Origin of the sequence: Marinoscillum furvescens DSM 4134 (assembly GCF_003386095.1) — a bacterium.
In the GTDB taxonomy this organism is placed as follows: domain Bacteria; phylum Bacteroidota; class Bacteroidia; order Cytophagales; family Cyclobacteriaceae; genus Marinoscillum; species Marinoscillum furvescens.
Map to the genome: position 1 here is coordinate 66,660 of NZ_QREG01000017.1, position 23,737 is coordinate 90,396.

Genomic DNA, 23,737 nt, shown 5'->3' on the forward strand with positions numbered 1-23,737 from the left:
CCAATTATAAAAACATCTTCTGAAGCGCCTCCCACAGGCGCTTTTTTTGTGCCGGATCGGCTGCAAGGTCAGCTGGTGAAACCGATACCAAAATGCGGTGCCCTTTGGTCTCTACTGGAGTATAAGTAGCGATGCTTTCTCCCAGTTTCAGCTCTAGCTCTTTATGATAGCCAAAGCACAGCAGTTGCTTGTAGTGAGGATCGTAGCTGTTGATGCCTTCCATGAGGTGAGCTGCGTTGAAGTCTTTCTTGATGGCCAGTAAAATCTTTACGAGCAGCTCTTTGTCTGTAGAGGTCAACGGAGGCGTCCAGATCGCCAATTCATGGGTTTTCGGCGCAATCTTAGGGATAGTAGGTGTCGGAGTTGCCTTATCCTCTTTTGGAGTTGCAGGCACCGGAGCTTTGGCAGGCTCCTCGTTTTTGGAAGGAGGAGTAGCGGCAGGACTTTGCTCTTCAGTATGTGCTCCTTCATCTACCAGGTAGATAGGTTCTGTGATAAAAAGCGGTAAATGTTGGTCCTCTGTCATCCTATTTTAAAGATTTCTTTTAGCTCTGTAGCATCTTCAGGTTTCATGCGCTTGCCTAGTACGAGGCGTAACTGACGTCTTCTCAATGCCCCTGCGTAGAGCTCCTTTTCAAACTCGGTTTCTGGCTTCACTTCAGGTACGTCTATTGGTCTGCCTGTCTGATCTACGGCTACAAAAGTGAAGAATGCACTGTTGGTCTCTATTTTTTTACTCGAAGGGATATCTTCAGCTGTCACTTCGATGTATACTTCCATGGAAGAGCTGAAGGCCCGCGTTACAAAAGCATTTAGTGTTACTACATTACCCAGCTGAATAGCTTTTGAAAACGAAATGTTATCTACAGAGGCAGTGACTACAATGCGATTGCTATGCCGCTGCGCAGCTATGGCAGATACTATATCCATCCAGTGCATCAGTCGACCTCCCATGAGGTTGTTGAGGGTATTGGTATCATTGGGAAGGACCATTTCGGTCATAGTCACAAAAGAGTCCTTACAGGTTTTTATCTTTTTTGCCATGGGGTTATTTCCAGCCTTTTTCACCTCGCAAAGGTACGAAGCTGAAGTTTTTAAATGTTTTTTTTGAGATTTTGTTTGGGGCCACTTTGGTGAGTTTATACATCACCTGGCTTTTGTTGTTTCCTACAGGTATTACCAGTTTGCCTCCCACTTTGAGTTGTCTCACCAGATCTTCCGGTAGACTAGGTGCACCAGCGGTGACTATGATGCCATCATAGGGTGCCTGCTGTGGAAGGCCTTTGGAGCCATCCCCGTGATAAAAATGTGGGCGATAGCCCAGCTGAGGAAGAAACTGTCGGGTCCGGTCGTGCAGCACGCGGTTGTACTCTATGGTGTGTACCTCAGCCCCAAGCTCTAGCAATATACTCGCCTGATAGCCAGAGCCTGTTCCTATTTCTAAAATCTTGTCCCCTGATTGAATTTCCAATAACTCAGTTTGAAAAGCCACTGTGTAGGGTTGGGAGATCGTTTGGCCTTCACCTATCGGAAAAGCTTTGTCTTCGTAGGCATGGGTTACGAAAATTTCGTCAAAGAAAAAGTGGCGTGGTAGCTTGAGCATTGCCTTGAGAATACGCTCATCACGTATTCCTTTAGCGGCTATTTCTTTTACCAGCTGTTTGCGCATGCCCTTATGGCGATAACTATCTTCCAATTACTTATTATTGCAGAAATGAGGTTAAACGAACTTACCGAAGACGACAACTCCATGTTTACAGGCATCATCGAATCATTGGGCAATCTTACAGAATCTCGTAGAGAAGGGACCAACCTGCATTTGAAAATTTCTTCGAATATTAGTTCAGAGTTACAAGTAGATCAAAGCGTAAGTCATAATGGTGTGTGCCTGACTGTAACGGCCGTTGAAGGGGACGCTCACTGGGTAACGGCCGTGGATGAAACTTTAGCTAAAAGTAATATTGGAGGTGTGAAGGTAGGGGATCAGGTCAATCTTGAGCGCTGCCTTCAGATGAATGGAAGATTTGATGGGCACATTGTACAAGGACATGTAGATACTACTGCTCGGGTGGTAGATATAAAAGATGAAGGCGGCTCCTGGTTGTTTACCTTCGAACTGGCTCATACAGAGCTGATGGTAGAGAAAGGTAGTGTTTGCATCAATGGGGTGAGTCTTACTTGTTTTGATGTCTCTGATGATCGGTTTAGTGTCGCCATTATACCTTATACTTTTGAGCATACAAATTTTAATATGTTAGAAAAAAACAGTATTGTTAACATCGAATACGATATTGTAGGGAAATACATTCAAAAACTAACCAAAACCCGGCTGCACCAATGATCCTTAATTGCATGATTGTGGATGATGACGAAATGTCACGTCTGCTCGTAAGTAAATTTGTAAAGGAAACAGATTTTTTGAACTTGAGCCACGTGCTCGAAGACACGCTTGAAGCACAGAATATACTCATCAATGAGAAGCACAACGATGTAGACCTGGTGTTTTTGGACATAGAGATGCCTGAAATGTCAGGGCTTGAATTGGCTAAAAAACTTCAAAATACGTATCCAATTATCTTCATCACTTCCAAAAAGGATTATGCTATTGAAGCGTTTGAAGGTGATGTGTTGGATTATTTGGTAAAGCCTATCGAATACCCGCGATTTGTCAAAGCTGCCACTAAAGCAAAGGAACATCGCGAAAAGGAGTTGTTACTAGCCGAGCAGGAAGACCATATTTTTGTAAAGTCTGATTCACGGTTTGTGCGCATTCCTTATCAGGATTTATTCTTCGTAGAAGCACTGGCAGACTATGTGATTTTCAACACGGTAAAAGGAAAATTTATCGTGCACCACACCATGAAGGGAATCGAAAAACGATTGCCAATTAGTATGTTTAGTAGGGTGCACAGGAGCTATATCATCAATCGCAGCAAAATCAATCAAATTGAAGATTTTAATATATCAATTACAGATAAGATCATTCCTATAGGGGCATCTTATAAGGAAGAGTTTTTAAAACGCATCAACATGCTCTAAACTTTGGGTAGAGGGTGATGAGCCCTCTGCACCAGACGTATCCAAAAGTGATGCCTATCAATGCACCTACAGTGACGTCCGTGGGGTAGTGCACGCCCAGGTAAATGCGGCTATAGCTGACCAGGGCAGCCCATACAAGTAGTGCTATAGCTAACGGTGATTTTTCCAAAAAATAGAAAAAAGCAGCCAGACCAAATGTATTGGCGGCATGGCCAGAAGCAAAACTGAACCCTCTACATTTTCCCACTGTGTAGACCAAACCCTCCAGCAATGGATCTTTGCAAGGTCTCAGTCGTTCAAAATAAGGCTTAAGAATGCTCGCGGTAATCTGGTCAGTGCACACGATGACCAAAATAAGTGCAAGCAATGGAAGGTAAAATGACCTGTTGTGACGTTGATATAATCTGAATATCAGGTATAAGTACATCGGTATCCATACATACTTGTTGGATAAGAAGGACATAGTCTGGTCCAGGTGGGGTGTTCCCAGACCATTCAATGCTAGAAACAGGTCAGTATCCCATTGTAATAGGGTTTCAAGCATGTGCTATCCAATTGATGTCTTTTTGAAGCCATTTCAGCGTTTCGGCTTCAGCGCTACCTGCTGCTGGCTGGTGATCGTAGTGCCATTGGGCTTGTGGGGGCATACTCATGAGTATAGATTCTGTACGCCCATCTGTATCCAACCCAAACTTGGTGCCTTTGTCCCATACCAGGTTAAACTCTACATATCTTCCCCGGCGTACCATTTGCCAGTTTTTATGCTCGTCGGTATAGGGCTTTGATCGGTATTTATTGGCAAAGTGTTCATAGATTGGGACAAAACGCTCACCTACACTTTGATGGAATTGCCACAGTTCATCAAATGATTTCTTTTCCTTTTGCTCGTTTAGCTGGTCATAGAATATGCCTCCAACTCCCCGGGTTTCTTTTCGATGACGAATGTAGAAATAATCGTCTGCCCACTTCTTGAATCGAGGGTAATAAGAGCTGTCCGTTTGGTCACACACCATTTTGAGTTGCTGGTGCAAATACCCGCCATCTGCTGGATCTACATAATGAGGTGTGAGGTCTATGCCTCCCCCAAACCAGTAGGTACCCTCGTCGGAGTTTTTTGCTTTGGTCTCAAAATACCGAACATTCATATGGATAATAGGTACCCAGGGGTTTTGTGGATGAAGTACGATGGATACTCCTGTGGCATAAAAGGTAGATTTTCCCATTTTCAAGGCCTGCTGAATCTTCTCAGGTAAGTCGCCATGCACGGCAGAAAAGTTTACCCCACCTTTTTCTATCAGGTCGCCATTGGTGATCACTCGTGATCTGCCACCACCTCCGCCAGCTCGTTCCCACTGGTCTTCGCGAAATGATGATTTTCCGTCTAATGAGATTAGGGAATTGCAAATGCTACCCTGAAGTGATTTCATCCAGGTTTCAATCAAATCTTTTCTTTCCATACTTAAAAAGGGTATCCGATACCGATATTAAATGCGCCGTAGTTGTTGAAGTCCCAAAGGTACTTGAGCTTGTAGTCGTCTAGCAAGAAACGCTCCCCTTTTGGGTATGCCGGGTCCACCATTTTGTAAGCAAGGTCTAGGCGGAGAATCAAAAAAGAAAAGTCCATCCGTAAACCAAAGCCAGCGCCTACAGCAATTTCCTGTGGAAATTCAGAAAACTTAAACACACCATTGTCATTGGAGTCACCATCTGATGCTGAAGATACGTTTTGGCTTCTCCAAAGCCAGGTATTGCCCGCGTCTACAAACAGGGCATAGTCTACAAATCCCACCAGATCTGCGCGGTATTCCACAGAAGTCTCTAAAATAATGTCTCCCGGTTGCTCTCGAGTATAGTCTATATTGGGCTTGCTCTCGTTTTCTACAGATGCGTCATAGGGAGCATAGGCTCCAGGTCCTAGTCTACGGGGTCTCCAGGCGCGTATACTGTTGCTACCTCCCGCAAAAAAATACTTTTCATACGGCAGTGCCCTGTTGGTTCCATAGGCATAGGCTGCTCCTACATGAAACCTGTATGCCAACGCCGACTTAGAGGTCAGCCGGTGGTTTTGACGAAACTCTATACTTGCTTTGATGTATTTGTAATATTCTAGAGAGTCACCAAAAATGTTGTCTTTGGTCAGGTTATTCAGATTGCCTCCCGTCTCCAAATACCCTTGCAGTAGCATAGAATTTACATTGCCTACTCCATATTTATTCTTATTAAAGCTTGCCGTAAAGGCTGAAAAGCTCACAAAAGAGGATTCGAAGGCACTCACCAATGACTGATTTCCTTGCCTTGCCAGCGAGTCTAGTCGGTCACTAAAACTTTGGCTATTGTTGGACTTAATGTAGCTAAGGTCGAAGGGCTTAAAAGAAAACTGAGAGTTGTCTCTTACCTGCCAGATGTACGACATGCTGCCATTGAATGTCGTACGTTCGTATTCACCCCGCCGATCTTCAAAGTTCACTCCAGTAGCTACTTTTGTTCGTGGATTGTAGCGTCCTATAGCAGAGCGTTTACTTTCTTTTAATGGAAACAAGAACTGCGGGAAAGTCACTGAGAGCTGACCCCCATACTGAAGGCGTGAATAATTGTTTTCTTCCTCACTCACACTGGATATGCCTTGAATACTGGCTGTACCATCGAATTGAAAGATTTCAAGGCCACCAAAAATGTTTCGGCTTTTTGCGTTGAAATTAAAAAATGGCCCTGGTAGTCCATTCGCTTCATCAAACACCGATAGTCCAACTTCCGTGGAGGTTTGGTATTTCTTTAGAGGACTTGTGAAAATGTTGGCAATAAACTTACCACCTGTGCTGTCATAGTTGATGTTGACAAATTTGAAGATATCGAGATATGAAAGCTGTTTTTGGGTCTCGAGAGTTAGTTTTTTGCTGTAAAGACTGTCTTTCTCCAAAAACACTCGCCAACTTAGGAGTCTTTCAGGGTATTTGTTTTTACTGAAATTAAATGTGATGTCATTATGTGTTGTGACACGTCTGAATCTTCCTTCATTGCTACCAGTGGTAAATATCACTGAGTCGAGTCGATGAGTACGATGCCCACTTTTGCCCGGAGGGTTGGCTATGGTTTCTCGTACCACCAGACGATGATCATCTAATATGGTGGAGTCTACTTCAAACAACACATATTGGCGTTTAAAATTGTAGTACCCATGGTTGGTCATCAGGTCATAAACCCGGTCGCGCTCCTGCGTAAATAAACTCTGGTCATATTGTTCGCCTATCAGTAACTGCTCCTCCAGATTATCTTTAAACAGGGTGTCTAGTTTTGGGTCTTTGATTACGTAAATCATGGAGTCTACCTCGTATGGCTTGCCTTCATGAACGATATAGGTGGTTTTTACCTTTTTATCGCTTTTACGATTTACTTCTGCTTCCACGTGTCCATTGAAATACCCTTTAGTAAATAGGTACTGTTTTAGGTTTGTAGCTGATGCTTTTACCTTAGAGCTGTCAAAAACAGCCAGCTTTTCACCCCAACGCATCAGTTGATTACCTTCTTTTAATTTGCGTTCTATTCGCTCCAGCTTTTGAATCTTTTTACTATTGAGTGTAGCCTTTCTTTTGCTGGATTTAGCACGAGCTATTTTCTTGTTAAATTTTTTTTCGATACGCTGTTGCTTGCTTTCGAGCTGAGCCGTGTCAAACATAGAAAGTCCTAGTCTGCGCAAATGCACCAAATGGGCAATGGGCAACTGCATAGGACGTGAGTTGGGGTGCTGACTGAGCTGTCCGTTTAGTTCATCTGCAGAGATTTCTCCTTCAGATTTTATTTGTTGCTTGACGAGGAGCGATTGATCCTTTTTTAGATATTTTGTACCCAAACAAGAGGAAAGGACCACTGACAATACGAATACGACTACTTTTGCTTTCAAATCCTGTTCACCCTATGGTTTCCAAAAAACAATCAAAATTCATCAAATCGCTGAAGATAAAAAAGTACCGTACGAGGGAAAAGTGTTTCATAGCAGAAGGACGCAAAAATGTGTTGGAAGCCATTGCCTCTGGCATGGATTTAAGATATCTATTGGCCACTGACCAATTTATCGATAACAACGAACTACCTCGGTCAATTGTTGAAGGTAATCTTTTAAATGTCGACCAGAAAATTCTGGAGGAGTTGGGTACGTTTACCACCAATCAGGACTGTCTCGCAGTACTGAAAATGCCCGACAATGTGCAACGTGTTGATTTTAAGGATCATGTAGTGGTGTTGGATGGGGTGTCAGACCCAGGAAATCTAGGCACGATCATACGCACAATGGATTGGTTTGGTATTCGGCATTTGGTATGTTCATTGGATACTGCAGATTTTTACAACCCTAAGGTGATCAATGCCACTATGGGGTCTTTTGCTCGGGTGATTCCTTATTATACTGATGTTCCAACCTTTTTGGCAGACTGCCCTTTGCCTGCGTTTGGTGCAGACCTCCATGGGGTAAATGCTCCGGATTGGCAGTCTGATGGGGCAGTAGCGTTGGTGATGGGCAGCGAATCACATGGTATTTCAAGCTCACTAGCCCAACATCTGGAAGGGAAGGTGACCATTCCTAGAATAGGAGAGGCAGAGTCCCTGAATGTCGCTATCGCCACAGGGATACTCTGCCATCATATGAGATTTAACTTTTCTTAAAAGCTTTATAAGCATTGATAAGTCCATTGGTAGAAGCATCGTGATCGGTCACGTCTTCATCTCCAGATAGTTTAGGAAGGATCTGTTTTGCAAGTTGTTTACCTAGCTCCACACCCCACTGATCAAAGCTGTAGATGTTCCACACCACACCTTGTACAAAAATCTTGTGCTCGTACATAGCAATCAGTGCTCCTAAGGTATATGGTGTCAGTTTCTTGAACAAGATACTATTTGTAGGACGGTTGCCTTCAAATACCTTGAAAGGAGCCAGTTTAGCTATTTCCTCATCTGACAATCCAGAGTTTGCAAATTCTGCTACCACTTCGTCGTAGGTTTTACCCTTCATGAGTGCCTCTGTTTGAGCAAAGAAGTTCGCTATTAGTTTTTCGTGGTGGTCGTCTAGCGGGTTTTGACTTTGGGCTGCAGCCAAAAAGTCACAAGGGATCAGCTTAGTACCTTGATGTATCAACTGGTAAAAAGCATGTTGGCCATTGGTGCCCGGTTCTCCCCAAATGATGGGGCCGGTTTCGTAAGTGACTTTTTCGCCATCACGTGCTACATACTTGCCATTAGACTCCATGTCTCCTTGCTGTAGATATGGCGCAAATGCGTGCATGTACTGGTCATATGGCAGGATGGCCTGTGTTTCCGCTTTGTAGAAGTTATTGTACCATATACCGATCAGCGCCAGAAGTGTTGGTAAGTTTTCTTTGGTTGGAGCATTTAGAAAATGCTGGTCCATGGCTTCAGCACCTTTGTGAAGCGCTACAAAATTGTCATATCCTATGGCACACGCTATTGACATTCCGATGGCCGACCAGAGGGAATATCTTCCACCTACCCAGTCCCAAAACTCAAACATGTTGTTGAGGTCAATACCAAAGTCTGCTACTGCTTCTTTGTTGGTAGAAATGGCTATGAAATGGTCCTTGACAAATTTTTCATCACCTGCAGCTTTCAAAAACCATTTTTTAGCCGAAAGCGCATTGGTCATGGTTTCTTGAGTGGTGAATGTTTTAGACGATATGATAAACAGAGTGGTTTCAGGATCCACCTTTTTCAGTACGTTGACAATATGGCTACTGTCTACATTGGATACAAAATGAGATTGGATACCATCTACCTGGTAGGGCGTAAGGCATTCTGTTACCATAAAAGGTCCCAGGTCAGAGCCTCCAATGCCGATGTTTACTACGTGTTGGATGGCTTTACCTGTATAGCCTTTTAATGTTCCATCGTGTAGCTTGGTGGTAAAATCTTTTATACGGCCTAGTACACGATGAACGTCAGGCATAACATCCTTACCATTCACTTCTATAGTACCAGGAGAGTGTTTTCTTAGGGCTACATGAAGTACGGAGCGGTTTTCGGTTGCATTGATTGCAGCTCCTGCAAACATCTTCTGTTTGGCTTCATCTAGTCTTACCTCATCAGCTAATTCAGCTAATAAGTCTATAGTTTCTTCAGTGATTCGGTTTTTAGAATAATCCAGTAAGATATCTTCGAATTGCACTTTGAATTTATCAAAGCGGTCTGGATCTTGATCAAACCACTCTTTCATGTGGGTTTGATGCGTGGCCTGAAAGTGATCGGTTAGTTTTTTCCAGGCCTTAGTTTTAGTTGGATTGATAGTAGGAAGCATGTTCTGTTGTAAAGTTTGACGCAAACATGCTTCAAAACCGTCGGATTTACAATAAATAACGCTCTATAGAACGAATTCTGCTAATGATCTTTGGCGCTGATAAGCTGCTTTAAAAGAAAATCCCGAATCCCATGCCTTCACGCTCAAAGAGTATATACATGTAGGCTACAAAACCGAGTAAGTACAGAAAGCCTTCTGAGCGGTCCAGTTTGTATTTGGCAAACGTGAACATGAATAGGAATAACAGGAATGTGCCTCCCATAACGAAATAAAGATCGAGATTTAGTGCTGGAGGAAAGCCCAGTGGGGCATGGATGAAACCAGTGGTACCGATAACTAATAGTAGGTTGAAGATATTGGAACCTACAATGTTGCCTACAGCAAGGTCAGATTTCTTTTGAAATGCAGCTACTGCAGAGGTTGCTAACTCCGGAAGAGAAGTCCCAGCTGCGAGTATAGTAAGTCCGATGAGTTTTTCACTTACATCGAAAGCCTTAGCTATTTCTACTGCATTGTCTACAATCATTTTACCACCAAAGATCAATCCGGCAATACCCAGAACAATCATGACGGTAGTTTTTACACTTCCAAAAATCACAATGTCTTCTACAAGTTCACTATCATCTGGGTTTCTCGTGAGATTCATGAAGATGTATACAAGAAAGATCAGGAACATCACAATGAGTATTCCTGCGTCTATTACACTGAGTGCATTGTGGTCCTTGCCAAAGAATATCTGATCATTCACTAGAATGAAAAAGACAAACGTGGCTAAAAGTGAATACGGGATTTCTTTCCAAAGAGCGTTACGCTGCACCGTGAGTGGGTAAATAACGCTGGAAACCCCTAGAATTAAGAAAATATTGAAGATGTTAGAACCGATGATGTTGCCAAACACAATGTCGTGAGTAGCAGCACCACCGGCACTTTCTGTAGTTACCGATCCGGATATAATATTCACCACCAACTCTGGTGCTGATGTGCCCATGGCTACTACTGTAAGTCCTATTGCAATGTCGGAGACATTGAATCTTTTAGCCAATGAGGAAGCACCATTTACCAAGAAATCTGCTCCTTTTATAAGGAGAACAAATCCCACTGCTACTAATAATAAGTTGATTATTACTGTCAAGGCGGTTTCAGGTTAAGTTAATGATATTAAATATAACAATATCCAGATCGAATTTTAAAATTCCCTGCAAGATAACTAGATCAAAAGATTTAAACAATATGGGCTAAAAAGTTAAATTCCAAGGTCTTTTATGATATTATTTGTCTTTTCTTTTAGCTGTTTAATCGCACTATCGTATTCATTGATATTGTCAAATTGTGCGTTGACAGAAAAGTAGAATTTAATTTTTGGCTCTGTCCCAGAGGGCCTTACAGATACTTTGCTGCCATCTTCAGTGAAAAACTGGAGTACATTGCTAGCGGGGTAATCTATAGGTTTGGATGTGTTGGTGGTCAGGTCTGTGGCAGTGCCAGCTTTATAATCTATCAGTTGCACCACTTTGGAGCCTCCCAATGAATTTGGAGGAGTTTCGCGAAAACGGACCATCATTTCGTTGATTTCCTCAGCACCACTTTTACCTTTTTTAGTAAGTGATTTGAGTGATTCCTGATACAGGCCAAACTCCTGGTGGATTTGCTGTAGTAATTCGTACAAGGTGGTGTTGCTGGCTTTAGCCCAGGCGGCCATTTCAGCTATCATAGCGCAAGAAGCGATCGCATCTTTGTCACGTACGTCATCACCTATCAGGTAGCCATAGCTCTCTTCTCCACCTCCAATAAACTGTTCGCTACCTTCCAGTTCACGGATTACTTCAGCGATGTATTTAAACCCTGTTAGGGTGTTGTATAGTTTTACGTCATACTTTGCAGCTATTTTCTCGATAAGGTCTGTAGTTACTATGGTTTTTACTACATACTGCTTACCATCTAGCTTGCCGTTTTCCTGCCATTTTCTGATCAGGTAATAGAGTAGGAGAGAGCCGGTTTGGTTGCCGTTGAGTAGCTGAAAATCACCTTTATCATTTTTTACTGCTATTCCCACGCGATCCGAATCAGGATCTGTGGCCATTACCAGGTCAGCGTCTATTTCTTCAGCTTTTTTGAGGGCGAGGCTCAGTGCTTCTGCTTCTTCCGGGTTTGGATAGACTACAGTGGGGAAGTTGCCGTCTGGTGAGGATTGCTCCTCTACTTCTGTGACATTTGTGAAGCCAAATTTTTCTAAAACTGGACGAACCAATGTAGTACCTGTGCCGTGGATGGCACTGAAAACGATTTTTAGGTCTTTTTCCTTTGCTATCGCTTCAGGCGAAAGTGATAAGCCCTTGATCATGTCCAGATAGGGCTCGTCTATCTCCTTGCCTATGGATGAAATAAGGGATTGGTTGGCGTCAAATTTCACTTCGTCTATAGAGGTGATGTTGCCTACTTCTGTAATGACATTTTTGTCATGTGGAGGCACTAGCTGTGCTCCATCATTCCAGTAGGCTTTGTAGCCGTTGTATTCTTTGGGATTGTGAGAGGCTGTTAAGACTACACCACTTTTACACCCTAATTTACGAATGGCATAAGATAGCTCAGGTGTAGGTCTAAGGTCTTCAAAAAGGTATACTTTGATGTTGTTTGCAGAGAAAATGGCAGCGGTAGTTTCAGCAAAAAAGCGGCTGTTGTTTCGGCTATCGTGAGCAATAGCCACGCTGATTTCCTCTCCCGCAAATGTTTGGTTGAGGTAGTTTGCAAGGCCCTGGGTGGCCATGCCTACCGTATATTTATTCATTCGGTTGGAGCCGATCCCCATGATACCTCTAAGGCCACCTGTGCCAAACTCCAGGTCTTTGTAAAAGCATTCTGTGAGTTCGGTCTGATCAGTGTCATTGATCATTTTTTCTATCGCGGACTTGGTCTCTTGATCCACTTTTTGGCTATCCAGCCACTTCTGAGCTTTTGCTACAATTTCCATATTCAAATTAATGATTTGATAATCTAGTTGGATTTATTGATAGTAATTGTGTGAAAATTAAAATTTATAATTGCTAAAATTTTGAATTATTTAAAATTTATAGGTGTTTCACACCAGAATACTTTTACAAACATAAAGTGGGTATGAAGTTAAAAAATCTTGATCAGGCATTTATCGAAATAGCTGAAAAGAAAAGCGAATTGGCACAATTAGAAATGCAAGATCCAAAACACGCAGCACTACAGCGCGAAATTGAAAAGCTGGAATCTGAATTTCAGTATGCGTATGGTTCATATATAGAAGAAGCTTTGTTTAACGTCCATGATGAATACTGTCCTGACAATGAAGTCTTACGGCCGGTTTCTTATTTGGCTACAAGCTATCGCAAAACGCGTGATAACGAATTAGAGTTTGATGTGGATCCTCAGGAAGGTATACCTGTAGATGCAGACGACTTTCCCGGGATCAAAGCCCGGCTCGTATTAGTGCCGGGGCCAACGCGCCTTATTTTACAAGGACAGCAAGAGCCCTTTAGAGAAACAGTCTGGGTTGCTAGTTAAAATCCGATTTTGGTTTTAACCCGATCCAGCACACTGGCAGCTATTTCGGTAGCCCGTTTTTCCCCTTTTTGGAGTTTTTCTTCGAGCTCAGGCAGATTGTTGATGTAGTAATCAAATTTCTCTCTGGGCTCTTTGAATTTCTCCACGATTAGCTCAAATAGCTCCTGCTTCGCATGGCCGTACCCGAAGTTTCCCGCTTCGTAACGTGCTCTCAAATCAGCTGTTTGGGTTTCTGAAGCCAACAATTTATAAATGGCAAAGACGTTGCAGGTGTCCGGATTTTTGGGCTCTTCCAGTGGAGTGCTGTCCGTTATAATTGCCATGATGTTTTTTCTGAGCTTTTTGTCTGTCTGAAAGATGTCGATGGTGTTTCCGTAAGACTTGCTCATCTTTTGGCCGTCTGTACCCGGGATGGTCATGATTTTTTCATCGATACGTGCCTCTGGCAATACAAATGTCTCTCCATATTGATGGTTGAAGCTGGATGCCACATCACGGGTCATTTCCAAGTGTTGTTTTTGATCTTTCCCTACAGGCACAATTTCGGCATCATATATCAATATGTCTGAAGCCATCAATACAGGGTAGGTGAATAACCCCGCATTTACATCCGACAGCCTGTCAGCCTTGTCTTTGAAGGAGTGCGCGTTGGCCAACATGGGGAAAGGTGTATAGCAGTTGAGGTACCAGGTGAGTTCACAAACAGCAGGCACTTTGGATTGTCTGTAGAACAGGTTTTTATCTGTATCAAAACCACAGGCTATCCACGCTGCAGCCACTGCATTTACGTTATCCTGGCGCGTTTGTGCATCCTTGATAGTAGTGAGTGAGTGGAGGTCTGCTATAAAAAAGAACGATTCATTTTTTTCGTCTTTTGACAACTCAATAGCTGGCAGGATGGCCCCAAGTAGATTGCCTAGATGAGGTTTGCCTGAGCTTTGAATTCCGGTGAGTATTCTGGCCATTGGTTATTTTTTGTTGCAAACCTAAATAATTTGAATCTTTGTCTGCCAGTATCGTTAGTGTAAAAAGTTAGGCTGACATTTACCAGATGGAAATCATGAAAAAAGCGCTGTTTACGATGTGTTGTATGCTGTTGATCACCAGGGTGTGGTCTCAGGCTGTTGAGTTTATAAAAACGACCCATGATTTTGGGGAGGTTAAAGAAGAAGGTGGAGCCATAAGTTATACTTTTCAGTTTGTAAATCAGGGTGATGAACCTGTGCAGGTGACAGGAGTAAAAGCTTCTTGTGGCTGTACTACGCCTGATTGGACGCGGGAGGCTGTGTCTCCGGGTGATACGGGGAAAATTGTGGCACAGTACAATCCATACAATCGACCTGGAAAGTTTAAGAAATCACTTTCGATGAATTACAAAACAGGTGAAATTAGCGACGGAGCTACACTGTATATAGAAGGTATAGTACAGCCCAAACCTAAAACCATAGAAGATGAGCTGCCCACCAGGATCGGGGCCATACGTCTGCAGTATAAGGCACTAAATCTCGGTAAGATTACCAATGAATCGGTGGTGAAGAAATCGTTTCAGGTGTACAATGAATCGGACTCAGTGGTGATCTTTCAAGTAGATAAAAGCAAAATCCCTGCGCATGTGAGGGTACAATTCTCACCTGATACCCTTCCTCCCAAAACCCTTGGAGCATTAGACCTGATATTTGATCCAGTACTGAAGGATGATTTAGGCTTTGTGACAGACGAACTGAGGTTGGTGACAGACGAACCTGAGGATTCTATAAAAGACCTGACTGTAATGGCCACAATACAGGAGTATTTTCCTCCTATGAGTGATGAAGAGCTGGCTTTGGCGCCCCGATTGGCGTTTGATCGTACTCAGCATGACTATGGAAGGGTAACACAGGGCAATGCAGTAGCCACCACCTTTGAGCTTACCAATACTGGTAAGCAATCATTAAAAATCAGGAAGGTGAAAACTAACTGCGACTGTGCAGTAGGGGAGTTGGAGACTAATGAGCTTGCTCCTGGGGAAAGTGCCCAGCTGGAGGTAACATTCGATACTTCAGGAAGAAGGGGACGACAGTATAAGACAATTACGGTGTTTTCCAATGACCCTACAGCATCTACTCAGATGATAAGCGTCAAAGCCATTGTTGACTAATAGGTGTTGTGGACCCGGTGATTGATTGTTGATCAATCTGCTAAATATAAAAAAAGGCCGCTTCAGCATGCTGAAGCGGCCTTTTTTATCTGCTCGTTTACTTTGTTTAGTTTTCGCTACCAGAGGTAGTGTAAGTGTCATTGTCCTGGTTTATATCAGCAATTCTGCCTTCTGGATTGAGGGTGATTTTTGATATTTCAGACAGAGGTATTTCTACTTCCAGTTGATACTCAGGATGCGTCCATGGCCAGTCATTAGCCGTAATCCAGTTTGTCTGATTTGCAGGCTTTTCTCCTCTCATGATGGTGAGTGGGATGTGATAGGTGACTTTGCTGCCATCTTTTTTCTCGATCACCACATCCTGAGGCATTGGCATTTGACCTATTCTTTCCAGACTCACGAGTGTTTTTGACCCGTTTTTCACTACATCAGTTATTCCATAGTCTATTGTAGCAGTGGTGTTTACCCAATACTCGTAGTACCAGTCTAGCTCCAGCCCTGATTGCTTCTCCATTACACGGATAAAGTCGTTTAGGTCAGGGTGTTTAAATTTCCATTGGTTGTAATAAGCTCTGAGTCCTTTATCTCTGTTTTCCACACCTATAATGTGTGCCAGCTGTTCCAGAGAAATTGCTCCTTTGGTGTAGGAGCCAATGGAGTAGGCTTTGTTTAGTGTGAAATGATCTGCATGGGTGCTTAGAGGCTCTTCCAAACCTGTTTTGGCCCAGCTCTTGTAGCTTTTGTACATGCTGCTAGTAGGAAGGTCTTGCTTCTTTTTCCAAACATGGTCTTCTGTATAAGCAGAGGCAAAGGAAGTGAATCCCTCATCCATCCAGGGGAAGTAGCTTTCGTTGGTGGCAAGCATGCCCTGATACCAGCTATGCAATGCCTCGTGTATGGTAACCCCAACTAAAGATTTGAGCGATCTGACACCACTCAATTTTTTATTGGCAATTAGTGTAGCCATAGGGTATTCCATGCCGCCATCTCCTCCTTGTATTACAGCATACTCCTTCCATCCGTATTTCCCATAGTTGGCTTCTATAAATTCGAAAGCTTTGACCGTATAAGCCGGGAGTTGCTCCCAGGTGTCGTTGGTTTCAGGTCCGGGAATGTAGAAAAACCGAAGGAGTGGACCGTCTGGAACCTGTGCGGTAAGTTGCTTATAATCAGGGTCCGCTGCCCATACAAAATCGTGTACATTGTTGGCTACAAAGTTCCATGTGAGTGTTTTGCCCTTACGCTTAACCTTTGTGCCTTCATCTTCATAGCCATACCCAATTTCGTTGGCGTTTTGCAATATGCCGGTACCGGCAAGTACCCAATCTTTATCTATAGTAATTGAAACGTCAAAGTTGCCCCATGGAGCATAAAACTCTCGTCCAACATAAGGAGGTGTGTGCCAGCCCATTTCATCATATTCAGCCATTTTAGGAAACCACTGAGCCATGCTGTAGTCTACACCGCCCAGGTTGTGTCGTCCGCTACGTCTAATTTGCAGTGGCACCTGACCTTCAAACTCCATAGCAAGTGTGGCAGACTCCCCGGGGAGGATGGGCGTGGCTAACTGCACTTCCAAAACGGTTTCTGATAATTCGTAGTTGAGAGGCTTCCCGTCTTGAAGCAATGAAGTAGCTCTGAGGTAACCAATTTCGTCTTCTTTCAGCGCAGCAATGCGATCGCCCACTCGTTTGTCAGGATCGTCTATGGTACGGCTCCGTACGTCCATCATGCTATTGGGTTGAAATGCATTGAAATACATGTGATAATATACGCTGTAGAGCGTATCGGGTGAGTTGTTGGTGTATACCAGTCGCTCACTGCCCGTGTATTGGTGCTTTTTTACATCAAAATCGATTGCAATTTTATAGTCGACTTTTTGTTGCCAATAGCCTTGAGCTATTGAATTGTTGAGGAATATGAAAATAAAGGGTAAGATCAGTGTGATCTTCTTAAAATGTTGTTTCATGTGGATAACTTTTATGCAAACATTTCAATTAAATGTTTATTTTAATGATATAAATGTAACGGCTGAAAGAAATGGACAAGTTATTAGAAGTAATAATGCTTATCGTGTTGGCACTGGGATCAGCGATACTTTTCTCATTTGCAATGATCTGGAAGTTTTTCCAGGCAATTTTTCAATTGATCCTTGGGGCCTTTAGGTCCAACGTAGAAGCTTAAACATCTACGTTGGCGTATTTAGCATTTTTCTCGATGAAATCTCGTCGTGGAGCCACTTCGTCTCCCATTAGCATGGAGAACAGGTGATCTGCCTCGGCTGCAGACTCTATTGTTACCAGCTTCAATCCTCTTGATTCTGGATTCATTGTAGTAGTCCATAGCTGCTCAGGGTTCATCTCTCCGAGACCTTTGTAGCGCTGCACATTTACTGTGTCTTCTTTGCCTTCAGGTGCAATCTCTTTCACTATTCTTACACGATCATCTTCCGTCCACGCATAGCGTTCTTGTTTTCCTTTTTTGATAAGGTAAAGCGGAGGCAATGCTATGTACAGGTATCCGTTTTCAATGAGTTCGCGCATGTAGCGGAAAAAGAAGGTAAGGATAAGCGTACGGATGTGACTTCCATCGATATCGGCATCCGTCATGATGATGATCTTGTGGTATCTGAGTTTGTCTGTATTTAGCGCCTTTTGATCATCTTCTTTTCCAAACTGTACACCTAATGCCGTGATGATGTTTTTGATCTCATCATTGTCGTAGATTTTGTGTTCCTGGGCTTTTTCCACGTTTAGGATTTTACCTCTTAGTGGGAGGATAGCCTGAAACTTTCGGTCACGTCCTTGCTTGGCAGAACCACCTGCTGAGTCTCCCTCTACCAGATAAATCTCGCATTTTGCCGGGTCTTTATCCGAGCAGTCTGCCAGCTTGCCAGGAAGCCCTGTTCCGGAGAGTACGTTTTTGCGCTGCACCATTTCACGGGCTTTGCGCGCTGCTTGTCTCGCTTGAGCTGCAAGGATTACTTTTTGGATGATTTGCTTGGCTTCCTTGGGATGTTCTTCCAGGTAGGTGAGGAGAGCTTCAGAAAGACTGCTGTCTACTGCTCCGCTAGCTTCTGAGTTGCCAAGCTTTGTTTTAGTTTGTCCCTCAAACTGTGGCTCAGCCACTTTAATAGATACTACTGCTGTCAGTCCTTCACGGAAGTCATCACCTGTAATCTCTACCTTGGCTTTTTCCAGGAGACCAGATTTATCGGCGTAGGATTTGAGAGTTCGAGTGAGCGCTCTTCTAAAACCAGCTACGTGAGTACCTCCTTCTATGGTATTGATGTTGTTTACATAAGAAACGACATTTTCCGAATACGAGGTGTTGTAACTCAACGCTACTTCTACAGGTATTTCGCCCTGCTCATTGTTGATATGGATGGGGTCTGGAATGAGCCGTTCGCGTGTACTATCCAGATATATTACAAACTCTTTGAGTCCTCCTTCTGAGAAAAATGACTCTTGCAGGTCGTTGCCGTTTTCATCTTGCTCGCGGTGATCTATCAGTTCCAGTTTGATCCCGGCGTTTAGAAAGGCCAGTTCACGCAATCTGGAAGCTACAGTCTCATATTTATATTCGCCGACAGTGAAGATGTCCATGTCGGGTTTGAAATGAACGATGGTGCCAGTGATGTCTGTCTTTCCGGTTTCTTTTACCGGATACTGTGGGATACCTCTGGAATATTCCTGTTCGAAAACAGTGCCATTTCTATGAACGGTGGCTTTGAGGTGTGTAGACAATGCGTTTACACAAGAGACCCCCACACCATGTAGTCCACCTGATACTTTATACGTGTCTTTGTCAAATTTACCACCAGCGTGAAGTACGGTCATGACTACTTCCAGCGCCGACTTTTTTTGCTTTGGGTGAATGTCTGTAGGAATCCCACGTCCATTATCAGAAACTGTGATCGAGTTGTCTTCGTTGATTTCTACTTTGATGGTATCACAGTGTCCTGCAAGGGCTTCATCGATGGAGTTGTCGACTACTTCCCATACCAGGTGATGTAGACCTTTAACCCCCACATCACCTATGTACATCGCGGGTCTTTTTCTTACAGCTTCCAGTCCTTCTAGTACCTGAATATTACCGGCTGAATAGTCGCCCTTGCCTAATGACTTTTCTTGTTCCATATGCAATTTTTTGAAACCCCAAAAATATATAAAATATACTAGCTGAGCACCCCAATTTGGAGTTTTACTTGAGCGGTTGATTACCGGTCATGGGGTGGCTCGTAATGGCCCAAAATTGGCGGGAAAATGCGTTGTGAATTTTTAGTAAGTTCCTGCGCTGAGCATAACCAGCGTGCAGCCATAAACAGTCTCGATTCCTGCGTTTTTTGCTTTTTCTACCAGGTCAGGGTTTTCGGTGCCGGGGTTGAAAATGATGCGATCAGGGCTGAGACTCAGGATATAGTCTTCCCATTGCTTTTGATGTGAAGGGTTGATGTAAAGGGTAATGGTGTGCACCTCTGGTATTTCGGGGTGGTTTTTAAGATTGAGAATGGGTTCTCCCAGGACTTCTCCTTTTTTGATGCTCACCGGTATAAAGGAGTGGTCGTGAGCAGCCAGTCGCTCAGCTGCGAGGTAAGCATACCTGGAAGGATTGTTGGTGGCTCCGATGATTACGGTTTTTTTGTTGTTGTGCATGTTTAGAAACTAGTGGTTCTACGTTTTGGTCCTGCAAATCCGATGTTTAGTGTAAACACAACTGGTAAATAAAAGGCATCTTGATTTAGTTCACCGAAAGGGTCATTTGTTGACTTAGAATTGTTAGAAAATAGTCTTTTGCCCACAGCAAAGCCAAAATTAAAGTCTACGGTAAGTCCAGAGTCTTCTACACGCTGCATCCAGCGATCACCGATGAATAGTCCATAAGCAAATCGCATTTCATCTGCTTGGGCAGGTGAGGGGCTCGGAGATAAAGCAGTAGCTTCATGGTACAAGTAGCCTCCCTGAATTTGGTGACCGAAGTAGAACATGCCCAGGTTGGTGTCACGATGGTAAAACTTTTGGCGTAAAGCCAGGTCTGCACCCACAGAGGTAACATCCGTATTGCTGCTTGATGCAAACATGGGTTTTTTATGTAGGGTAATTTGTGCTTCGTAACCCTGCCGTTCCTGGATATAATACTCAAAGGCAATGGGGATCTGGCCAATCACCGACCATACAGGATTGGTACCAATAATAAAGCCTGTGTATTCATTGATACGTGGGTTGAAATACCTGAGCCTTTTGTTTCTGTAACGGTATTCAGGTTTTTCGTTATTTCTTTTTTCACTTTTGAGCTTTAAGGACTGGCTGGTGCGAAAGATTGGTTTGTCCTCCTCGTAGACGGGTTTGTAAGTTCCGGCTACCGAGCCATCTGGCTCATACAATGTCCATTCACCTACGCGTTTGTTGTCTTCTATTGTACCGGTCATCTTTAGAGATCCATCGGGGTAAAACCCCGAGTAGTGACCTGTACCGTTTTCAAATTTTGCGGTTCCGTCTTCTACACCTTCTTCATTGAAATATGTCCATCGACCATGCTTTTTGCCTGCTTTCATTGGGCCTGTAGCTTTCTTTTTGCCGCTAGCATAGTATTCGGTGTGCGTACCGGTGCCTAGATTCAGGTTGGCTTCTCCTTTTACCTCACCAGTAGGGTAATACAGCTTCCAGAATCCATTCTTATGATCTTCGAGCATTGGACCCTGGCTGCTTAGTGAGCCATCATCATAGTAGTATTTCCATACTCCGGATTTGTCTCCATGGCTGTATTCTCCCTGGCCTGCCAGCTGACCGTTTTCGTGATAATAGGTCCATTTTCCATCCTTTAAGCCATCCCGATAGACGCCTTCAGCTTCTATAGCACCGGACTCATGGTAGTAGGTCCACTGGTCTACACTTTTACCTTCTTGTATAAAACCTTCTATTTTGAGTTTACCATTTGGATAAAACTCTTTGTAAAGTCCTTTGTCGGCTGTAAAATAGGCTTGTGCTTTTAACGAACCTTCCTCATAAAAATAGTTCCAGATGCCTTCTTTCTTGCCTTGAAAATACATGCCAATGCTTTTCTCCTGTCCACTCTCAAAATAGTAAGTCCACTGGCCATGTGGAATGTCAGACTGGTAGGATCCTTTGGCTTTAGGGTTGCCATTCTCGAAGTAGTATTCCCAGGATTTATGCTTTTTATTGTTTGAGAAATAGCCTTTAGTGCTGATTTTCCCGTTTTCGTAATAATATACCCAGAGACTGTCCGAAGCTCCCAGGTGGTAATAGCCCGTTACAGACAGGGATCCATTGCTGTACATCGCCTGATACAAGCCATGCAGTGTAGAGTCTGCTTTCAGTACAGAAATAATTTCTTTGATGTGTGTTTTACCCTCGTCGTAGTAGGTTTTTAGCAGTACTGTATCCTGCGCATGAGCTGCAGGAGTTGCGAGTGCAAATAATACTATGGTCCACCACTTAGACATGCTTAGGTTTAATCCAGGTGCTCTCGAGCACCCCAGTTAGCAAGTTCTTCTTCAGACCACAGCTCGGGATAAAAAACGATCTGCTGCCTTCTGGGAGGAAGGTACTTTTGCCAGTTGGTGCCACCTGTAGCCTTGATCATAGCCGGGTCTTTTTGTAAATACCGTACAGCAGATTTGTAGTGCATTAGAGGCCACTCTACGTTGGCTTTATGGTCCAATTTCCTCAGGGCTTCAATTATTTCCTGATCGCCTTCAAAGTTTGTCAAATACAATTGACGAAGGTTTGAACTTTTGACGTTTTTAGCTCTTGCTAAAAAGTCCTCCGTGTACTTCTTTTCAAATTGCTTTAACGTCAGCGTTTTCTTGCCTGTAGCAAGCTCAGTTGCTCCTTTTTTCCAGTACAAGTGCTCATACACTTCTTCCAGACTGTCTGTTGCTGATGCTTCTTTTCTGTAGTTTGCATCGGCTAGCAGGTGAAAATCAGTAGCCCCGATTTCTATTTGTCTAAACTGCCCCGATTGGAAACCTGAAGCAGGTAGCAGTGACATGCGGAAGTTGAGAAACTGCTCATGGTCCATACCTTCTATCATCACATCAAAGGAATCCACCAGGTGCTCAAAATAGCGGTTGATTCGTTTTATACGTTTTAGAAAAGTAGCTCGATCGGGAGCTTCTTCGGCAAGTATGAGCTGATTTTGCTCATTTAGGATAAGCTTGAAATATAATTCGGTAATCTGATGGTAAAGAATGAAAATTTCTTCGTCAGGAAAGTGCGTGCGAGGCGTTTGGAGACTGAGCAGCGTATCTAATCGGATGTAATTCCAATACGTTAAATAATCAGCGTGTAACAGTCCATCAAGGTAGGCCGATAAATCCTGGCCCATTGCATCAAATTTCTCTTCCAGCTTTTCTAGTTGTGCCAGAACATCCTCACTAAAGTGCTTGTTTCCCATTCGTTACTTCTCTTTGTGTTGTAAATTTGATCCAATTAAACTGATTAACCAAAACAACTCTATGTCAACTGACACATTAACCCAAAATGGTCAGGCAGCAAAAAGGAGTTTTACAGATGATTTTGAGTCTCCGGACTTTTATCAGCTGGATGACTTGCTGACTGACGAACATAAACTCATCAGGTCTTCGATTCGAGATTTTGTAAAAAAAGAAATCACCCCCTACATCGAAGATTGGGCCGAGAACAATCAATTTCCTGCTGATATTGTATCCAAGTTTGGAGAGATTGGTGCCTTCGGGCCAACGGTACCCGTGGACTATGGTGGAGGTGGGCTTGATTACACCTCTTATGGACTAATCATGCAGGAAATAGAGCGGGGAGATTCAGGCATGCGTTCTACTGCCTCCGTGCAAGGGTCCCTGGTGATGTATCCCATCTATGCTTACGGCAGTGAAGAGCAACGTAAAAAATACCTTCCCAAGCTAGCTTCAGGAGAGATGCTAGGCTGCTTTGGGCTTACCGAACCCAACCATGGCTCAAACCCTGGAGGCATGGAGACACATATCAAAGACATGGGAGATCACTTCCTCTTAAATGGTGCGAAAATGTGGATTTCCAATGCACCCAAAGCTGATATTGCTGTGGTTTGGGCCAAGAATCAAGATGGCAGGATCAAAGGACTTATAATAGAAAGGGGTATGGAGGGTTTTACTACTCCAGAGACACATGGCAAATGGTCGCTGAGGGCTTCGTGCACAGGAGAGCTCGTTTTTAGCGATGTAAAGGTGCCCAAAGAAAATGTGCTGCCTAACAAGGATGGACTGGGAGCACCCCTGGGCTGTTTGGACAAAGCCAGGTATGGAATTGCATGGGGAGTGGTAGGTGCCGCTATGGATTGCTATGAATCTGCTAGAAAATATGCGTTAGAACGCGAGCAATTTGGGAAGCCAATTGCATCGTTTCAGCTTGTGCAGAAAAAGTTGGCCGAGATGCTAACCGAAATCACCAAAGCTCAGCTGGTAAACTGGAGGTTGGGCAAGCTAATGGATGAAGGTAAGGCCACCAGCGCACAGATATCTCTCGCCAAACGCAACAATGTAGAGATCGCACTCAATATTGCCCGTGAAGCTCGCCAAATTCATGGAGGGATGGGGATCACAGGAGAGTACCCCATGATGCGACATATGATGAACCTCGAATCTGTGGTGACCTATGAAGGTACCCATGACATTCACCTGCTCATACTGGGGCACAAGATCACCGGCATTCCGGCATTTGGGTAATACTTTTTTAAAGCTAGAATCGCCTCCAAACGCC

General features: G+C 43.6%; 22 protein-coding genes. 7 read left to right on the top strand and 15 right to left on the bottom strand.

Annotation, left to right across the window (positions count from 1 at the left end; translation table 11 throughout):
• Window positions 1–4: 4 nt before the first annotated feature.
• From C7460_RS16590 to C7460_RS16600, 3 genes are read right to left on the bottom strand one after another with little or no spacing between them, the layout of a single operon-like run.
• Window positions 5–526, bottom strand: a complete 522-nt coding sequence (locus C7460_RS16590; RefSeq protein WP_115869251.1) for a hypothetical protein — start codon at window positions 524–526, stop codon at window positions 5–7.
• Window positions 523–1,044 (bottom strand): acyl-CoA thioesterase, encoded by a 522-nt coding sequence (locus C7460_RS16595; RefSeq protein WP_115869311.1) that lies wholly within the window; start codon window positions 1,042–1,044, stop codon window positions 523–525. The genes C7460_RS16590 and C7460_RS16595 overlap by 4 nt, the downstream gene beginning before the upstream one ends.
• A 4-nt stretch (window positions 1,045–1,048) precedes the next feature.
• Window positions 1,049–1,669 (bottom strand): protein-L-isoaspartate(D-aspartate) O-methyltransferase, encoded by a 621-nt coding sequence (locus C7460_RS16600; protein WP_115869252.1) that lies wholly within the window; start codon window positions 1,667–1,669, stop codon window positions 1,049–1,051.
• Window positions 1,670–1,750: 81 nt separating this feature from the next.
• Between C7460_RS16600 and C7460_RS16605 the strand changes: the two genes are divergently transcribed.
• Both C7460_RS16605 and C7460_RS16610 read left to right on the top strand, forming a co-directional pair.
• A complete protein-coding gene (locus C7460_RS16605) occupies window positions 1,751–2,341 on the top strand; it encodes a riboflavin synthase (protein WP_115869312.1) in 591 nt (196 codons plus the stop codon).
• A complete protein-coding gene (locus C7460_RS16610) occupies window positions 2,338–3,039 on the top strand; it encodes a LytR/AlgR family response regulator transcription factor (protein ID WP_115869253.1) in 702 nt (233 codons plus the stop codon). Before C7460_RS16605 ends, C7460_RS16610 begins: the two co-directional genes overlap by 4 nt.
• Here C7460_RS16610 and C7460_RS16615 read toward each other — a convergent pair.
• The 3 genes from C7460_RS16615 to tamL are packed head-to-tail and all read right to left on the bottom strand — an operon-like array spanning window position 3,026 to window position 6,937.
• A complete protein-coding gene (locus C7460_RS16615) occupies window positions 3,026–3,583 on the bottom strand; it encodes a phosphatase PAP2 family protein (protein WP_115869254.1) in 558 nt (185 codons plus the stop codon). The two genes, C7460_RS16610 and C7460_RS16615, sit on opposite strands and share 14 nt — an antisense overlap.
• The gene (gene hemF, locus C7460_RS16620) at window positions 3,576–4,496 is read right to left on the bottom strand and encodes an oxygen-dependent coproporphyrinogen oxidase (RefSeq protein WP_115869255.1); all 921 of its coding nucleotides are present in this window, start codon (window positions 4,494–4,496) and stop codon (window positions 3,576–3,578) included. Before hemF ends, C7460_RS16615 begins: the two co-directional genes overlap by 8 nt.
• Window positions 4,497–4,498: 2 nt before the next feature.
• Window positions 4,499–6,937 (bottom strand): translocation and assembly module lipoprotein TamL, encoded by a 2,439-nt coding sequence (gene tamL / locus C7460_RS16625; protein WP_147302990.1) that lies wholly within the window; start codon window positions 6,935–6,937, stop codon window positions 4,499–4,501.
• Window positions 6,938–6,951: 14 nt separating this feature from the next.
• Here tamL and C7460_RS16630 point away from each other — a divergent pair, with 14 nt between their 5' ends.
• The gene (locus C7460_RS16630) at window positions 6,952–7,695 is read left to right on the top strand and encodes a TrmH family RNA methyltransferase (protein ID WP_115869257.1); all 744 of its coding nucleotides are present in this window, start codon (window positions 6,952–6,954) and stop codon (window positions 7,693–7,695) included.
• Here C7460_RS16630 and pgi read toward each other — a convergent pair.
• The 3 genes from pgi to C7460_RS16645 form a co-directional block, all read right to left on the bottom strand.
• Window positions 7,682–9,337 carry a glucose-6-phosphate isomerase gene (pgi, locus tag C7460_RS16635; protein WP_115869258.1) on the bottom strand — a complete coding sequence of 552 codons (1,656 nt, stop codon included), beginning with the start codon at window positions 9,335–9,337 and terminating at the stop codon, window positions 7,682–7,684. The genes C7460_RS16630 and pgi overlap by 14 nt on opposite strands.
• Window positions 9,338–9,446: 109 nt before the next feature.
• Complete coding sequence (locus tag C7460_RS16640; protein ID WP_115869259.1) at window positions 9,447–10,469, bottom strand: calcium/sodium antiporter; 1,023 nt, start codon at window positions 10,467–10,469, stop codon at window positions 9,447–9,449.
• Between the two features lie 111 nt (window positions 10,470–10,580).
• Complete coding sequence (locus C7460_RS16645) at window positions 10,581–12,305, bottom strand: phospho-sugar mutase (protein WP_115869260.1); 1,725 nt, start codon at window positions 12,303–12,305, stop codon at window positions 10,581–10,583.
• Between the two features lie 143 nt (window positions 12,306–12,448).
• On the opposite strand from C7460_RS16645, the gene C7460_RS16650 reads away from it, so the two are divergent.
• Window positions 12,449–12,865, top strand: coding sequence for a hypothetical protein (locus tag C7460_RS16650; protein WP_115869261.1), 417 nt, complete (start codon window positions 12,449–12,451; stop codon window positions 12,863–12,865).
• Here C7460_RS16650 and trpS read toward each other — a convergent pair.
• Window positions 12,862–13,830, bottom strand: coding sequence for a tryptophan--tRNA ligase (gene trpS / locus C7460_RS16655; RefSeq protein WP_115869262.1), 969 nt, complete (start codon window positions 13,828–13,830; stop codon window positions 12,862–12,864). The genes C7460_RS16650 and trpS overlap by 4 nt on opposite strands.
• A gap of 95 nt (window positions 13,831–13,925) precedes the next feature.
• Between trpS and C7460_RS16660 the strand changes: the two genes are divergently transcribed.
• Entirely contained in the window at window positions 13,926–15,002 is a 1,077-nt protein-coding gene (locus tag C7460_RS16660; protein ID WP_170148056.1) for a DUF1573 domain-containing protein, read from the top strand.
• Between the two features lie 106 nt (window positions 15,003–15,108).
• On the opposite strand, the gene C7460_RS16665 is transcribed toward C7460_RS16660, so the two are convergent.
• Window positions 15,109–16,971, bottom strand: a complete 1,863-nt coding sequence (locus tag C7460_RS16665; protein WP_115869264.1) for a M1 family metallopeptidase — start codon at window positions 16,969–16,971, stop codon at window positions 15,109–15,111.
• A 13-nt stretch (window positions 16,972–16,984) separates the two neighbouring features.
• On the opposite strand from C7460_RS16665, the gene C7460_RS23540 reads away from it, so the two are divergent.
• The gene (locus C7460_RS23540) at window positions 16,985–17,167 is read left to right on the top strand and encodes a hypothetical protein (RefSeq protein ID WP_147302991.1); all 183 of its coding nucleotides are present in this window, start codon (window positions 16,985–16,987) and stop codon (window positions 17,165–17,167) included.
• A gap of 15 nt (window positions 17,168–17,182) precedes the next feature.
• Here the strand turns inward: C7460_RS23540 and gyrB are convergent, their stop codons facing one another.
• The 4 genes from gyrB to C7460_RS16685 form a co-directional block, all read right to left on the bottom strand.
• Window positions 17,183–19,141, bottom strand: coding sequence for a DNA topoisomerase (ATP-hydrolyzing) subunit B (gene gyrB, locus C7460_RS16670; protein WP_115869265.1), 1,959 nt, complete (start codon window positions 19,139–19,141; stop codon window positions 17,183–17,185).
• A 141-nt stretch (window positions 19,142–19,282) separates the two neighbouring features.
• Window positions 19,283–19,657, bottom strand: a complete 375-nt coding sequence (locus tag C7460_RS16675) for a CoA-binding protein (RefSeq protein WP_115869266.1) — start codon at window positions 19,655–19,657, stop codon at window positions 19,283–19,285.
• Window positions 19,658–19,659: 2 nt separating this feature from the next.
• Entirely contained in the window at window positions 19,660–21,465 is a 1,806-nt protein-coding gene (locus tag C7460_RS16680; protein WP_115869267.1) for a toxin-antitoxin system YwqK family antitoxin, read from the bottom strand.
• Between the two features lie 8 nt (window positions 21,466–21,473).
• Window positions 21,474–22,418 (bottom strand): tryptophan 2,3-dioxygenase family protein, encoded by a 945-nt coding sequence (locus C7460_RS16685; RefSeq protein ID WP_115869268.1) that lies wholly within the window; start codon window positions 22,416–22,418, stop codon window positions 21,474–21,476.
• 61 nt (window positions 22,419–22,479) lie between these two features.
• On the opposite strand from C7460_RS16685, the gene C7460_RS16690 reads away from it, so the two are divergent.
• Window positions 22,480–23,703, top strand: coding sequence for an acyl-CoA dehydrogenase family protein (locus tag C7460_RS16690; protein ID WP_115869269.1), 1,224 nt, complete (start codon window positions 22,480–22,482; stop codon window positions 23,701–23,703).
• The last annotated feature ends 34 nt before the right edge of the window (window positions 23,704–23,737 follow it).

Bases quoted from the DNA above. Each gene is read 5' to 3' on its own strand.
- C7460_RS16590 (WP_115869251.1), bottom strand. From the start codon at position 526: ATGACAGAGGACCAACATTTACCGCTTTTTATCACAGAACCTATCTAC.
- C7460_RS16595 (WP_115869311.1), bottom strand. From the start codon at position 1,044: ATGGCAAAAAAGATAAAAACCTGTAAGGACTCTTTTGTGACTATGACC.
- C7460_RS16600 (WP_115869252.1), bottom strand. From the start codon at position 1,669: ATGCGCAAACAGCTGGTAAAAGAAATAGCCGCTAAAGGAATACGTGAT.
- C7460_RS16605 (WP_115869312.1), top strand. From the start codon at position 1,751: ATGTTTACAGGCATCATCGAATCATTGGGCAATCTTACAGAATCTCGT.
- C7460_RS16610 (WP_115869253.1), top strand. From the start codon at position 2,338: ATGATCCTTAATTGCATGATTGTGGATGATGACGAAATGTCACGTCTG.
- C7460_RS16615 (WP_115869254.1), bottom strand. From the start codon at position 3,583: ATGCTTGAAACCCTATTACAATGGGATACTGACCTGTTTCTAGCATTG.
- hemF (WP_115869255.1), bottom strand. From the start codon at position 4,496: ATGGAAAGAAAAGATTTGATTGAAACCTGGATGAAATCACTTCAGGGT.
- C7460_RS16630 (WP_115869257.1), top strand. From the start codon at position 6,952: ATGGTTTCCAAAAAACAATCAAAATTCATCAAATCGCTGAAGATAAAA.
- pgi (WP_115869258.1), bottom strand. From the start codon at position 9,337: ATGCTTCCTACTATCAATCCAACTAAAACTAAGGCCTGGAAAAAACTA.
- C7460_RS16645 (WP_115869260.1), bottom strand. From the start codon at position 12,305: ATGGAAATTGTAGCAAAAGCTCAGAAGTGGCTGGATAGCCAAAAAGTG.
- C7460_RS16650 (WP_115869261.1), top strand. From the start codon at position 12,449: ATGAAGTTAAAAAATCTTGATCAGGCATTTATCGAAATAGCTGAAAAG.
- trpS (WP_115869262.1), bottom strand. From the start codon at position 13,830: ATGGCCAGAATACTCACCGGAATTCAAAGCTCAGGCAAACCTCATCTA.
- C7460_RS16660 (WP_170148056.1), top strand. From the start codon at position 13,926: ATGAAAAAAGCGCTGTTTACGATGTGTTGTATGCTGTTGATCACCAGG.
- C7460_RS16665 (WP_115869264.1), bottom strand. From the start codon at position 16,971: ATGAAACAACATTTTAAGAAGATCACACTGATCTTACCCTTTATTTTC.
- C7460_RS23540 (WP_147302991.1), top strand. From the start codon at position 16,985: ATGCAAACATTTCAATTAAATGTTTATTTTAATGATATAAATGTAACG.
- gyrB (WP_115869265.1), bottom strand. From the start codon at position 19,141: ATGGAACAAGAAAAGTCATTAGGCAAGGGCGACTATTCAGCCGGTAAT.
- C7460_RS16675 (WP_115869266.1), bottom strand. From the start codon at position 19,657: ATGCACAACAACAAAAAAACCGTAATCATCGGAGCCACCAACAATCCT.
- C7460_RS16680 (WP_115869267.1), bottom strand. From the start codon at position 21,465: ATGTCTAAGTGGTGGACCATAGTATTATTTGCACTCGCAACTCCTGCA.
- C7460_RS16685 (WP_115869268.1), bottom strand. From the start codon at position 22,418: ATGGGAAACAAGCACTTTAGTGAGGATGTTCTGGCACAACTAGAAAAG.
- C7460_RS16690 (WP_115869269.1), top strand. From the start codon at position 22,480: ATGTCAACTGACACATTAACCCAAAATGGTCAGGCAGCAAAAAGGAGT.